The 14,455-nt window shown below is 59.0% G+C and carries 9 protein-coding genes; 7 read left to right on the top strand and 2 right to left on the bottom strand.

Features of this window, described 5'->3' with window-relative positions; all coding sequences use genetic code 11:
* Nucleotides 1–16 precede the first annotated feature (16 nt).
* The 6 genes from ACFOTD_RS05135 (at nucleotide 17) to ACFOTD_RS05110 (ending at nucleotide 10,692) form a co-directional block, all read left to right on the top strand.
* Nucleotides 17–883, top strand: a complete 867-nt coding sequence (locus ACFOTD_RS05135) for a carbohydrate ABC transporter permease (protein ID WP_378116383.1) — start codon at nucleotides 17–19, stop codon at nucleotides 881–883.
* Between the two features lie 50 nt (nucleotides 884–933).
* Complete coding sequence (locus ACFOTD_RS05130; RefSeq protein WP_378116381.1) at nucleotides 934–2,502, top strand: extracellular solute-binding protein; 1,569 nt, start codon at nucleotides 934–936, stop codon at nucleotides 2,500–2,502.
* 151 nt (nucleotides 2,503–2,653) lie between these two features.
* Nucleotides 2,654–7,963 carry an S-layer homology domain-containing protein gene (locus ACFOTD_RS05125; protein ID WP_378116379.1) on the top strand — a complete coding sequence of 1,770 codons (5,310 nt, stop codon included), beginning with the start codon at nucleotides 2,654–2,656 and terminating at the stop codon, nucleotides 7,961–7,963.
* 530 nt (nucleotides 7,964–8,493) lie between these two features.
* Entirely contained in the window at nucleotides 8,494–8,988 is a 495-nt protein-coding gene (locus ACFOTD_RS05120; RefSeq protein ID WP_378116377.1) for a hypothetical protein, read from the top strand.
* A 1-nt stretch (nucleotide 8,989) separates the two neighbouring features.
* Complete coding sequence (locus tag ACFOTD_RS05115) at nucleotides 8,990–9,643, top strand: PspA/IM30 family protein (protein WP_378116375.1); 654 nt, start codon at nucleotides 8,990–8,992, stop codon at nucleotides 9,641–9,643.
* Between the two features lie 209 nt (nucleotides 9,644–9,852).
* The gene (locus ACFOTD_RS05110) at nucleotides 9,853–10,692 is read left to right on the top strand and encodes an amidohydrolase family protein (RefSeq protein ID WP_378116373.1); all 840 of its coding nucleotides are present in this window, start codon (nucleotides 9,853–9,855) and stop codon (nucleotides 10,690–10,692) included.
* A 93-nt stretch (nucleotides 10,693–10,785) separates the two neighbouring features.
* Here the strand turns inward: ACFOTD_RS05110 and ACFOTD_RS05105 are convergent, their stop codons facing one another.
* Entirely contained in the window at nucleotides 10,786–12,033 is a 1,248-nt protein-coding gene (locus ACFOTD_RS05105) for a carbohydrate-binding protein (RefSeq protein ID WP_378116371.1), read from the bottom strand.
* Between the two features lie 343 nt (nucleotides 12,034–12,376).
* On the opposite strand from ACFOTD_RS05105, the gene ACFOTD_RS05100 reads away from it, so the two are divergent.
* Complete coding sequence (locus ACFOTD_RS05100; RefSeq protein ID WP_378116369.1) at nucleotides 12,377–13,465, top strand: VanZ family protein; 1,089 nt, start codon at nucleotides 12,377–12,379, stop codon at nucleotides 13,463–13,465.
* On the opposite strand, the gene ACFOTD_RS05095 is transcribed toward ACFOTD_RS05100, so the two are convergent.
* Nucleotides 13,458–13,925 carry a DUF4288 domain-containing protein gene (locus ACFOTD_RS05095; protein WP_378116367.1) on the bottom strand — a complete coding sequence of 156 codons (468 nt, stop codon included), beginning with the start codon at nucleotides 13,923–13,925 and terminating at the stop codon, nucleotides 13,458–13,460. The two genes, ACFOTD_RS05100 and ACFOTD_RS05095, sit on opposite strands and share 8 nt — an antisense overlap.
* Between the last annotated feature and the right edge of the window lie 530 nt (nucleotides 13,926–14,455).

Here is a 14,455-nt window from a genome sequence, read left to right as displayed (position 1 = left end):
AAGGAGCGAACGCGTCATGAAGCCTAAATTCGGGCTATTCGATGTCATTTTGTATGTCGTGCTATTCGCCGTCGCCGCGTCTGCGCTGTATCCGTTCATCTATATGATCGCGGTCTCGCTCAGCGGCACCGTGCCGGTGCTGAAGGGCGAAGTGTTCTTCTGGCCCAAGGAATTCAACCTGAACACGTACGCGGCCGTCTTCGACAATCCGGAGATCGGACGCGCCTACGTCAATACGATCATCTATACGGCGCTTGGCACGGCCATCTCGCTGATCGTCAGCGCGGCGGGGGCTTACTCGCTCTCCAAGCGGGACATGCTGTTCCGCAGCGGCTTCATGGTCATGGTCGTCATCACCTTGTTCTTCAGCGGCGGCATGATCCCGACCTTCCTCGTCGTCAAAAGCTATCATCTCATCGATACGATCTGGGCGATGGTGCTGCCGGGCGCCGTCAGCACGTGGAACCTGATCGTCATGCGCACGTTTTTCACCGGCATGCCCCAAGAGGTGGAGGAATCCGGCAAGATCGACGGCTTGACCGATATCGGCATCTTTTTCCGGCTCGTGCTTCCGCTGTCCAAAGCGATTCTAGCGACGATCGGCCTCTTCTACGGCGTCGCCATCTGGAACAACTTTTTCTCCGCGCTGCTCTATCTGCGCGATGCCGACCTCTTCCCGCTGCAGGTCATCGTCCGCAACATGGTGCTGCAAGGCTCGGGAGGCGCGGGCGGCGCGGGCAACATCGGCGGCGACAGCATGATCGTCGACGAAGCGCTCAAGTACGCCACGATTATCGTGACCACGGTTCCCATCCTCTTGATCTACCCGTTCCTCCAGAAGTATTTCGCCAAGGGGGCTCTCATCGGGTCGGTCAAAGGTTAACATACAGACATGGGAAAATTCGATCGGAAAACAGAAAGCGAGGGGCAACAATGAACAAAAAGACAGCTGTCGTATTATCCGCGGTCATGGGGGCGAGCGTCGTGCTCGGCGCGTGCTCGAAAAACAACGAAGGCGCGAGTCCGTCGCCGTCCGCCTCGGCCACGGCTTCCGCAAGCAACGGAGCCAGCGCATCCGCCGCGCCGACGGCGCTAACGCCGCAAACGTTCACGTTCCTGGACTACAGCAATCCAAGCTGGCCGTACGACGCGAACTGGAAGATCTGGTCCTATATCAAGGAGAAGACCGGAGTCACGCTGGACATCCAGCTGCCCGCGGGCAATCTGCTCGAGGACGCGATCAGCCTGGCCATCGCCGGCGGCGACATGCCCGACATCATGTGGACGCAGGAGAAGCGCCTTGCCGACAAGTTTGGCCAGCAGGGCGCGCTCGTCAACATCCTCGACTACGTCGACGACATGCCGAATTTCAAAGCCTGGATGGAGAAGTACCCGGCCGAGACGCAGAACATGCTGTCCTCCGACGGCAAGATGTACGAATTCCCGAACCAGGGGCTCGGCGAATCCAACCGCCGCACCTGGATGTACCGCGAGGACGTCTTCAAGAAGCTGAACCTGTCGACGCCCAAGACGTGGGACGAGCTGTACGAGACGCTGAAAAAGCTGAAAGCGGAATACCCGGACAGCTATCCGCTCACGGTGCGCAACGGGCTGCGCTACTTCGAGGACTTCGCGGCGGGCTTCGGCGTGTCGGCGCCGGTCGACGCCCAGAAGGCGAGCGCCTATTTGGACGGCACGGGCGAGTGGAAGTACGCGCCGGTAGAGCCGGCTTACAAGGAGATGCTCGTTTATTTTAACAAGTTCTATAAAGAGGGACTCATTCCGAAGGACTTCCTGACGATCGATACGAAAATGTGGCAGGACATCGTGTCCACGAACCGCGCGTTCGTCACGCTCGACTACATCGGGCGGATCGACTTCTACAACAGCGCGCTGCGCAAGGACAATCCGGACTTCTCCATGAACTTCATGGCGCCGCCCGCGGGTCCGAGCGGTCTGCAGAAGAACGCGTTCACGGCCGTAACGGAGGAAGGCTTCATGATCTCCTCCAAGTCCAAGAAAATCAAGGACATCGTCAAGTTCATCGACTTCTTCTACTCCGAGGAAGGACACAAGCTGGTGAGCTGGGGCAAGGAAGGCGACACCGTCAGCGGCGACAGCTTTATCGAGAAGTACACGGACATCTCGGATCTGCGCAAGAAGACGGGTCTGTCGACCGACGGCACGTACACCTGGTTCGACTTTAACGCCCACATCTCGGTCTCCTCGCCGGAGCTGAAGTCCGCTTACGAGCAGGCGCCGCAATACGACAACGACAAGACGTCGACGCCGCCGTTTACGCCGGAGGAGCAGCAGGTGCTGAGCACGAAGGGCGACTCGCTCAACAGCCACCGCGACGAGAACTTCGCGAAGTTCATCATGGGCACCCGCAGCTTCGATACGTGGGATAAGTTCGTCGAAGAGCAGAAGAAGCTCGGCTACGAAGAGATTTTGGAGATTTACAAAAAAGCGGACGAGCGCGCCAAAGCGGCCGTGAAGTAAGCAAGGGAGCAAGCAAGTGAGCAAGCAAGCAAGGGAGCAGTTTGCGTAACAAACAGCACGCGTAAAAAGCAGCAAACGGAAACATCGCAAGCCCCGTTGGTCGAATCGGCGGGGCTTTGCCATACCCAGAGGCGCGAAAGGAAGGCTAAATATGTCCCTTCTCAGGTTGAAAAAGAAGCTGGCGGCCGCGATGGCCGCGCTCCTGCTCGTCACGAGCGCGCTCGCGGCGCTGCCGCCGAACGCGGCGGAGGCGGCCGGCGGGGCCGACTCGCCCTTGGTCGTCCCCTACGCGCAGCAGCTAAACGCCATGGATTCGACGGCCAACGTGGCCGGCGACACGGTCGGCACGGCAGGCGTGGCGCTCGTCCCGAACGCCGATCCCGCCTATATCAAGGAAGGAACGGGCTCCAAAAAGTGGCTGCTCGCGATCAACGTCGACGCCGCGAATCCGACTGCGTACATCGCGGGCGCGGCGCTGATCTATCCGAAGGTCGCGCCGAGCGTCGATCTGAACGGCTATAGTACGCTCAAGTTCTGGGCGTACAACGTGAAGGCGCGGACGGGCGATCAGGCGGACAAGCCGATCCAGCTCCGGTTTTTCATGAAGGGAGACAGCGAGTATTACTACTACCGCTTGCCGCTCGATTGGAAGGGGTGGAAGGAGGTCGAGATCCCGCTGTCCGCCGTCAGGACGCAGACGAGCTCGGCAAGCGTCAAGGCGTGGGGACCGCTCGATTACGTCCGGCTCGACCAGGCCGGCGTCTCGGGCACGACGCTCGATCCGTCGCTCAGCATGTATCTCGACGACTTCCGCCTGACGGGGACCGGCGAGGTGTATCCGGCCGTCGCGGACAAGCCGTCGGGCGAGTACGTCAACAAGACGACGGTGACCTTGTCCAGCGCGACGAAGCCCTCGGCGCTTGCGGGCGTGTACTACAAGCGGGTCGGCATCGACAGCGAGTTCCAGCGCTATAGCGCGCCGCTCGTGCTGACCGAGGATACGACGCTTGTCGTCAAGTCGTCCCTGGCGGGAACGGATAGCGCAGAGACGACTTACAATTACACGTTCGTCTACCGCGACTTCGTGGAAAACGTAACGGCTAGCCCGGCAGCCGGCACGTACGCCGAGGCCAAGACGATATCGCTGAGTTCGGCGACCGAAGGTGCCGAGATCTTTTACAAAATCGAAGGCGTGGATGCGGCCTTCAAGCCGTATACGGCGCCGCTGCTCGTCGACCGATCCCAGACGATCGCGGCGAAGGCGGAGTTCGACGGGAAGGTCAGCGAAGAGATGAGCTATGCGTACGACATCGATCTGTCGAGCAGCTCGAGCCTGCAGATCGGCAACACGGAGACGTTCGCGGGGTGGACGAATACGACACCGTCTGCTTCGCCCGCCGTGTTGGGCAATTTCTCCGGCAAGTGGACAGATCCGACTTCGCCGATCGATGTCACGGACATTACGAATGCGCCATGGCAGTCGAACGACCAGCTCGAGTTCTGGCTGTATTCGGACCGCGCGTCCAACAAAAAAATATACGTCATTATCAGCACGCCGGACGACGCGAATCCGGGCAACGAATATTTCATGAGCTCGTTTTTCGTCGACTGGCAGGGCTGGAAGAAGATCGAGCTGCCGTTTAACAAGTTCCTCAACTCCAACGGCGGCGCGAAGCTTGAGAATATCCGCAAGGTCATTCTCCATCCGCGCTGGTACGATTCGGACCCGGTGTCGAGTCCGGACGACAAGCTGTACTTCGACGGGATGGCGCTCACCAAAAACGCGGTCGAGCCGTCGATCCGGCAGATCGACAAGAGCGCGCTGCCGGGCAGCGAGGTTCACTACGCCTTTACGCTGAAAAACATCGGCGGCGCCGATACGGCTTATGCGCTGTCGCTGAAGACGCCGATGGGCGCGGGCTACGGGACGACGTTCCCGGCAGAGACCGCCGTCGTGGCGAACGGCGCCGAGACCGACGTCGACGTGTTGGCGACCGTGCCGGCCGCCGCGCAGGCGGGCAGTGCGGTCAAGGCGGTGCTGAACGTCCATCCGATCGCGGGCGGCAAGGATACGACGATCGAGCTGAGTCTGAAAGTAGGCGCGCCGCGAACGGCGACCAAGCAGCATCCTTATGTGATGCTCTCCGGGGATCAGCTCGCCGAGGCGAAGGCCAAGATTCAGAAGTATGGCTGGGCGGCGGATTATCTGGCCGCGATCCGGCTCAAGGCGGACGAATGGGTCGATAAAACGGTGTATTACCCGTCCAAGCCCGGCGGCGAAAGCACGCTGTACGTGTGCGGGGACACGCCGCTCGTCTTCGACTACGATAAGCCGCACGAGCATCAATGTCCGACCGACGGCAGCTGGCTTACGGGCGATGACCTGGATGCCGCCTGGCGCTTTACCGCCCACACGGTGAACATCGAGGCCGCGCGCAATCTCGCGCTCGTCTACGCGCTGACCGGCGAGACGAAATACGCGGCGAAGGCCAAGGAGATTCTGACGCATTATGCGGCGTTGTACCCGAGCTATCCGCTGCAGCCGCTGAACGGCAGAATCTATTATCAGTCGCTCGACGAGGCCGTCCAGATCATCGAGCTGGCGCATGCCTACGATCTCATCGAACCGAGCGGCCTGCTGACCGCCGCCGAGAAATACGACATCGAGCAGAACCTGTTCGCGCCGTCGGCGAAGACGCTGCAGGGCTACGATGTGGGCAAGTCTAACTGGCAGACGTGGCACAACGCGGCGATCGGCACGATCGGGGCGATTCTGGAGGACAAGACGCTGATGGACTTCTCGGTCGACGGCCGCAGCGGCTTCAACTTCCAGATGAATAACAGCGTGCTGTCCGACGGCTTCTGGTACGAGGGCGCGATCGGGTACCACTTCTACGCGCAGTCTGCGCTGTTCGACCACGCGCAGGCGTTGCTCGGCATGGGCTACGATCTGTTCGCCAATCCGAACTTCAAGAAAATGTACGACGCGACGCTGCAGTACGCGTTTCCGGATCTCGGCATCATTAATGGCAACGACTCCGGCAAATATCCGACGAGCCTGGCGGCGCCGGGACGCGTCGTGCCGATGGACTACGAGGCCGTCTATGCGCACTATGGCGATCCGGTCTACGGCGCGTTGCTGAACAAGCTTTATGTAGATAAAGGCCGCGTCAGAGGCGGATTTGTCGTGCCGGGCAATACCTCTTCGGGCATTGCGGGCGAGCAGGCAGTCTTCTATGGGGCGGAGGTTATCCCAAGCGGCGGCTCGCTGTCGGCGGAGAGCATGAACTTCACCGGACTCGGCCACTCGGTGCTGCGCGCAGGGGAAGGCGAGGGCCAACTGTATGCGCTCGTCGACTACGGCCTGCACGGCGGCTACCACGGCCACCCGGACAAACTGCATCTCGAGATCTTCGGCCAAGGCGAGCGTCTCGCGCCGGATCTCGGCATTCCGCCTTACAGCAATTCGATGTACGAGTCCTATTATAAAAAGTCGTTCGCGCACAATACGGTGCTGGTCGACGGGGATACGCAGCAGATTCCGACCGTAAACGGCGCGGAGACGTACGAGCCGACGAAGCTGTTCCTGCAGTCGGGGCCGCTCGGCATCATGACCAATACATCGAGCAAAGCATACGCGGGCATGGACCGGTACGAGCGCACCGTCGCGGTGACGAAGGACTACCTGATCGATCTGTTCAGCGTCGCCTCAGGCACGGAGCGCCAGTACGATTGGGTGCTGCACGGCATGGGCGACTTCCAGGCGGACCAGACGATGACGCCTTATGCGGAGCCGCTCGGCACCAAGGATGCGTACTCCTTTTTCCGAAACGGCAAGTCTCAGAACGTATCCGGCGAGTGGGAGGGCGCATGGAAGCTGCCGTCCGGCAACGGGTTAAAGCTGTTCAGCCTGACCGGCACGCCGTCCGCGCCGACGCAGATGATCGTGGGCGAAGCGCCGGGACCGGGCAACGCGACCGACGTGTATACGCCGACGCTGGTGAACCGCGTCCAGGCGAAGAGCGCGCAGTTCGTCAGCGTGCTGGAGCCGTATGCCGGCGAGAGCGCGATCGCGTCCGTCGGCAAGACGGAGGACGGACGGATCGAGGTGAAGCTGAAGGACGGACGCGAGCAAGTCTTCTATTATAATGCGAATGCCGAGACGGCCGGCGCGCTGCAATATTACTTTGTCGACGGGAAGGAAGGGACCGCGGTTCAGGTGCGGCCGGAGGCGAGCTTCTCGGGCGGCGTATTGGATCTCGCCGCCGGTGACGAGGGCGCGTTCGACAGCCTGACGGCCGTCGCGTACGCGCCCGGAGCGACCAAGGTCCGCTGGAACGGCGAGGAGATCGCCTTCAAGTCGGACAACGGCTTCGTTATGGCGAGCGTTCAGGCGGAAGACGAGCCTGAGCCATCCGCTTCGCCGTCGCCAACGCCGACGCCGACTTATGTAGCTTCGCCTTCGCCGACACCAACGCCGGCCAAGCAAGCGGAAAAGCAGGTGCAGCCCGGCGAGACCGCCTCGTTATCGCTTGGCCAGGAAGTTACCGTATCCGTGCCAGTTGGCGCGTTGAGCCGGCCTGTGACTTACAAGATCGTCAAGCTGGACGATGCTGCCGTCGTCGCGCAGCTGCTGAAGAATGGCGATCGCCCGGCGAGTCCGATCTACGAGATCGACAAGAGCGAGCCGGGCAACTTTGCGGTGCCGATTACGATCCGGTTAACGTTCGATCCGGACAAGATTGGAGAGGGCCGCAAGCCTTCCATTCATTATTACGACGAATCCAAAAAGCAATGGATCGAGATGGGCGGCACGGTAAGCGGCACCTCCGTCGAGGTCGCGTCCGACCATCTCACCAAGTTCGCCGTATTCGCCGTGAGCGCGTCGCCGGCCGCGGCATTCGCCGATACGCAAGGGCATTGGGCGAGCGCCGACATTCAGGCCGCAGTGAAGGCCGGTATCGTCAAGGGCTACGAGGACGGCACGTTCAAGCCCAATCAAAGCGTCACCCGCGCGGAGTTCAGCGTCATGCTGATGAACGCGCTGCAACCCGAGGGACAGGCGGATAACGTGCCGGACTTCGCCGACCGCGACCAGCTCGGCGACTGGGCCGCGGAGGCCGTCGCGCAGGCGGTTAAGGCCGGCATCCTGCACGGCTACGAGGATCGCACGCTCCGCCCGAACGCCGGGCTGACCCGCGCGCAGCTCGCCGTCATGCTCGCCGCAGCGCTGGGCGATACCGCAGCGGCTGTTAACACTGATCCTAACATCGCCGCACCCGGCTTCGCAGACAACGCGCGCATCCCAGCCTGGGCGTCGGGCGCCGTACGCGCGGTTCAGTCGAATGGCCTGATGAAGGGCCGTTCCGGCGGACGCTTCGAGCCGGACGGGACCGTGACCCGCGCCGAGGCGGCGACGGTCGTCATTCGGCTGCTCGAGGCCATTAATACACATCAGTAAATATGCTTATCAATGCCGCTGGCACCCTTATCGGGCTGCCGGCGGTATTTTTCTAATGATCGTTCGAGGAAATCTGCGGGAGCAGGGCTGCTGAATCGCCTGTTATCGAAATTGAACTCAGGGCGCGTGTGTTGTGCGGATCGAAAAACCTGCATATGTACATGTATTTTCTGCCGAAAAGCGACGCTTGGTGAAATGCATGCAAATATGCAGGTAAATTCGAGAAACGTACCGGTAATTCGATTGAATGGGAAGATTAGATGCCTTTTAGCAGCTATCCGCCTGTTAATCGTCCGATAGGGCAGAAATAGATGTATTTTTGCAGGAATTACGAACACAGCGCAACGTGAGAAATGTATCGTGCGGATGGACTGGCGGTCTCGATCTTGCTCTCATCGGCAACAACGCAAGGTATTAAGCGCATTTTCAGGAGGAATTCAACCAAGCATCAGTTGGCATTCACGCGGCTTTCAGCCTGGCGGGCTATCCTTGTCTTACCGGAACAACCGGTGAGAGAAGGAGGTGAGAACGTGAAACGCGCTTCAATACTTAAGGGAATCGCCATCGGCTCGCTTGTCGTTCTGTTCTTGATCCTTGTGGCCAAGCTGCTCGGGATTCCCCATCACGAGGCGGTCGCTTATCAGCAGGCATGGGGCCACGGATTCGGCCGTCGCGGCTGGCAGTCGTCATCGCCGGTCGAACAAGCTGTCGGCATCTTCCCGATCGTGTTGACCGTCTTGCGAATCGTCATGCTGTTCTTCGGCGCCGTCGTGTTTTTCAAAGCGAAGGGACTGCTCGGATGGGCAGGCGCCCTGATCGCGGCCGTCTCTCTGATGAGTCTGCTCACGCCGTTCTGGGGCCTCGTCGTCGTCGCCCTTGTCATCTGGCTGACGCACAGAATCAATAAAAACGAAGCTTTCGAAGCCTCAGTGCAAGAGGCTGTATCGTCGTCGTATACAACCAGCGTTAGCCGCGGCCAATTTTTGGACGAGTGGGAACGCAGCCAATATAAGGAGGAACGATAAAATGGGAATTATCTCGAGAATGAAGGATATCGCAACGGCTGACGTAAACAGGGTATTGGACCGCATCGAGGATCCGATCAGCATGGCCCGTCACTATATCAGGCAGCTTGAAGAGCAGATCGACCGCGCCCGAGACGCGCTGGCGACCCAAATAGCGGCCGAGCAGCAGTACGATCTGCTCGTGGCGCAGACGGGACAGATCGTGGACAAGCGCGCGAGGCAAGCGGAGCTGGCCGTGGACCGCGGCCAGGACGATATCGCGGCGCTGGCTCTGCAGGAGAAGCTGCATCACGGGAAGCTGCTGCAGACCTATCTCGAGCAGCGCGACGTCATCCGCAATCAAACGGCGAATCTGCGCCAGGAGATCGAGCGGCTGCAGGAGCTGCATCGCGAGCTGAACAACAAGCTTTCCTTCCTGATGGCTCGCGCCAACGCCGCGGCGGCGATCCGGGAGACCGTAAAAGCCGTTCCTTACGGCGATGCCGACAAAATCTCCAGAGAGTTCGGACGCATCGAACAAAAGGTCATGCGATGGGAAGCGGGAGCCGAAGCCCGCCTGTCCACGGGCCGTCCGTCGGTCAATCTGGCGGAATGGTCGGAGCGGGACGAGATTCAGTCGGAGCTCGACAAATTGAAGGCTGCAAGGCAGGCATAGGATTCGAACTGCCAGTAAATGCACGTCGAATGCTTTACGGACAAGCTGGTTCCGACACTAAGCCGGTGCCGGCTTGTTACGTATGATTTGCGGACGTTGTTTGCAGGCGGCATGGACGAGATTGAGAGAGAGTCGTCGTAAAAATGAATTTTGTACATGGCGGGGCGTACGGATCCTGCATTATACTCTCTCCTAAAGGAGAGGACGACATGAGAATCGATGCCCATCAGCACTATTGGTCGATCGCGCGAACGGATTACGGGTGGCTGACGCCGGATAAAGGCATTTTATATCGGAACTACGGGCCGGAGACGCTTGTACCGTTGATGTCCGAGTGCGGAATCGATGCGACGATCGCGGTTCAAGCCGCCCCCTCGGTGGAGGAGACGCGCTACTTGCTTCGCTTGAGCGATTCGGAGCCGACGCTGGCCGGCGTAGTAGGGTGGCTGGACCTGACGGATCCGCAGATGGAACGGGAATTCGTCAAGCTGCGGGAACACGCGTCATTCGTCGGCATTCGCCCGATGATCCAGGATCTTCCCGACGGCTGGATCTTGCAGGATACGGTCGTGGCGAACATCCGGATGCTCGCGGATGCCGATTTTCCCATCGACCTCCAGGCACGTCCGCGCCATCTCTCCGACCTGATCCGACTGGCCGAGCGCGTTCCGAAGCTTCGCGCGGTCATCGACCACCTGGCCAAGCCGGAAATCGATCGAGGCGCTTGGCTGCCCTGGAGCGAACGCATCGCGGAATTAGCCGGCCACGACGGGATGTATGCCAAAATATCCGGCTTCTCCGCGGAGCCCGGACGCGAGTGGAAGCTGGAGGAGGCTCGTCCGTATGTCCGCCATGTGCTGGAAGCGTTCGGTCCGGCGCGGGTCCTGTACGGAAGCGATTGGCCGGTTTGCCTGGAGTCGTCCTCTTATCATGATGTACTGGCGGCAGCCGTCGATTTCGTTCCGGACGACTGGACGCAGGAAGAGCGCGATGCCTTATTCGGCACGAACGCTGAGACATTTTATAAAGTAGCTTGCAACGTAAAATAGGATTTGTATATTCCGGCGGCCTACCCCTACGCGGGACATGCTGACAAGAGGAGACGGCGATTCGCCGTCTCCTCTTGCTTTACATAAGAACGGTCAATACAGCTGCGTGATCTTCCACCAGTTGATATCGAAGCCGCCCGTAATTGCATAGAGGCCGAACTGGTAGGTGCCGGCGGTGATCTGAACGACATGCGAGACGGTACGGTAGCTGGCGAAGCTGCCGGTATTCGGCACGTCGATCTCGCCAAGCACGGTCGCGCCCGAATTAATATCGAGCGAGATCCTGCCGTTGTTGTTAGGGGATGCGACCCGATATTCCACGAGATAGGTGCCGGTCTTCGGGATTTGCACGTTGTTGAACGCGATCCAGTCCTGATTGTCGATGCTGCCGACGTTTTGACCGCCGCCGGTATCCGGCGTCGTTTCCTTGATGACGCCGCTCATCGACGAATAGTCCTCCGCCTGGAACGTGCGCGTGAAGCAACCCCCCGTGCTGAGCTCGCAGATGTCCGCCCGGTTCGTGGATACCTTCAGGTCGTCGTACCACACGTACGAATCGTTCGCGGGTGCGAACGAGGGCGTCGCGCCGCCGAAGAACGAGGAGAAGTACGCTTTGTCGATCAGATCCGTATTGCGCACGAAGCGCAGACCCGTAATGTTGGCCGCCGATACGCCATTGTACCAAATCTGGATCTCGCCGTCCGCATTGGCGTTGCCGCCGGTCACCGTGTTCACCTTAAGGCGCTGAACGATATTCACCCAGGTGCCCTTCGGATAGTAGATGTCCGAGCCATTGGCGTTTTTTAGCACCGCGTAGTCGCCGTACTGACCCGCATCGTCCATGTGATAGTAGTAGATGGCGGCTTGCCCGCCGCTGCGCCAGATCATGCGCGAGCTGAAGCCGTTGTAGCCCGTGCACGTTTGTCCGCCCGAGCATGCCGCGCCGCCCGCGAGACCAAGCCCCAGCTTTCCGGCGAACTCGGTCGTTCCCCAGCTGTAATCGCTGCTGAAACGAACCCAGTAAGACAGATAGTACTCTCTTCCCGGCGTCACCTCGAACGGCGCTTGCGCGCCCGAGTTGGCCGGATCAATCTGGCCTTGCGGATAAAAGACGCGCAGCGACTGGCCGCCGGAGTGGTTGAAGTTGTAGCCGTCGATCCAGGTGCGCGTGCTCATGCCGTTGTCCCATGGCGCGTTCCAGCCGTCGAGCGCCCACTGGCTCAGCGTATAAGCGCTGCCTCTGGCGGGCCGTTCGAACGTATTGATCTTGGGCGCGGCGAAGGCTGCGCCTGCATCCGTCAGCAGAAGCAGCAGCACGATCAGCGATACTAATTTTTTCATCGTATCCCTCCTCGATTGGTTAATGCTTTGATAACGCTTCCAAGTTTGCCGTTACATCAGATCCGATCGGGTTCGCCGGGTCTCCATCCGCCACCTCCTTATTCGCGCGAGTCGCCGCTGCCTTGTTTTCTAGCTCGTCGTCTAATGGGCGCAAAAATAACTTATCATTAGGCATAGACGGATGAAATTGGCATGTTTGCTGATTATTCGCAACGCTTAAGCAAGCAAGCCTTGACGAGCGCGTGAATCATTTCGATTCTTTGCAATCGACCTGAAGCGGGGGCGTTCGAATTCGGAATGCGGTATAGTTAAGCCTGAAAATGTAAATGGCAGGTGTTCGCTCATGATCGGCTCTTATTTGTTTCCGATTTCTCATGCGTTTCTGAGTTTTCCGATTGCGGCCGCGATCTTCACGGTCCCGTTCCTGGTCGTACAGTACCGGCGCCATGGCTATGTCCACAAATTGCGGGCGTTTATTTTGTACCTGCTGCTGCTGTATTTGCTGAACGCCGTTTTTCTCATCTTGCTGCCGCTGCCGTCGTCGATTCACAATGCGCCGCCGGATGCGGGCTCTTATTTCCAATGGATCCCGTTCCACTTCCTGACCGACATCGTCCGGGAGACTGGTATCTCGCTCGAACGCCCGTCGACGTACCTGCGTCTGCTTGGCGAGCGGGCAGTGCTGCAGGTGGCGTTTAACGTGCTGCTGACGGTTCCGTTCGGACTATTCCTCAGATATTACTTCAGCGCGCATTGGATTCGCTGCCTGCTGCTGTCCTTCGGCTTGTCATTATTGTTCGAGACGACGCAAGTGACGGGGATTTACGGCATTTACGATTATCCGTACCGGCTGTTCGATGTCGACGATCTGATCACGAATACGGTCGGGGGGATGGTGGGCTATGTATTGGCGCAATGGTTCGCGAGCCGCTTGCCCCGAATCGACCGGCTGGACGCGGAGGTCGACCTATCGCTTAAAAGGGTGAGCTACACCCGAAGAGCGATTGCCGCCGGGATCGATTGGTGCATGCTGCTGCCGGTTTGCGCCGTTTTGGGGCTGCTGCGCTTGCCGATCCTTTACGTGTTCGGCTTCGTCGTCATCGTTTATTTTATCGCCGTTCCTTTTGCGACGAACGGTCGGACGGCCGGCAAATGGGTCGTTCGCATTCGCGTGCGCGGGCAGGGGGAGCGCGTGTCGCTGCGGGAGCTGATCGTGCGGTATGGCTTGCTGTATCTGCTTGCCGGCGGCATTAACCTGACTTATCCGATCGTCGCCGTCCGCGAATTTTCGCCGCTCGTCCTCATTCCGTATGCCGTCGGCCTGTTCGCGATGAATGTCTGGCTCGGCATCCACTTGATCCGCTGCGTCCTGGACCGCCGGCGCGTGCCTTTCCACGACAAGTGGAGCGGCACGCGGCAAGTCGTCAGCTAGTGGAGTTCGGCTTTGCATTGAAGAGGCTATTTCTCAGAATAAAGTTGTGATCGACGACATGTTCGTGCACCGTCTCCGGATAATAGTGAGCGATGACGGTCTCGATAGGAACATTCTTGGGTACGCGTAGAGATCGCGAATACAACTCGGTGCCCGATTGCAAGCTTTCATCAAATAAGATGAAACAATCTAGTGCCCGGACGAATTTCCAGTCGACCGTTTCGCCGTATGGATTTTTATAATCCATTTCATTCTGCTTGGCTTTCCTTTCGGCGATTGTATACGCTTGGTCAGGCGATTGCGCTTTAACAAGAATGAGGATTTCTTCAAATGTTTTATACGTATTGGAATAGTTTTCATCTATTGTTTCAGGCTCGGGGTTACCGGTGATGACGGCTTCGTACAACACTTTTACCGCGTACCATCCCCAGGTTGATTTTCTAGGTTTGTGATTTTCCATGGGATCGACTCCTTGCCGGATGCCTAAAAGACGAGTATTCTAGCGTATTCTAGTTACTACCCGTTTTAACTGCCCAAGGAAAAATGATGACTCGCGCTCGCGAGGAATGCCCAATTTTGGGAACCGCGTCCCTCAGTAAAAATGAGTTCTGCCAGGACATGCGATCGAGCATCCGTGAGAAGCCGTGCGTATGATGCGCCTGGGAGTTCCTAAGTAGGAACAAATCCGGCAGCCTTGCGAATGAGGAGCCTTGGTGTTCTTGATTAGGAACAAGTCCGGCCAACCTTGTGCATGATGCGTCTCGGTGTTCCTACTCAGGAACAACTTCGGCTGGCGTTGCGTACGAGGCGCCTGGGTGTTCCCGATTAGGAACAAGTCCGGCAGCCTTATGCATGATGCGCCTCGGTGTTCCTACTCAGGAACAACTTCGGCCGGCGTTGCGTACGAGGCGCCTGGGTGTTCCCGATTAGGAACAAGTCCGGCAGCCTTATGCATGATGCGCCTCGGTGTTCCTACTCAGGAACAACTTC

The sequence above is a fragment of the Cohnella sp. GCM10012308 genome (assembly GCF_042649185.1).
Classification (GTDB): domain Bacteria; phylum Bacillota; class Bacilli; order Paenibacillales; family Paenibacillaceae; genus Cohnella.
The sequence above is the reverse complement of the archived record's forward strand: the minus strand, read 5'-3'. Positions and strand labels throughout refer to the sequence as shown.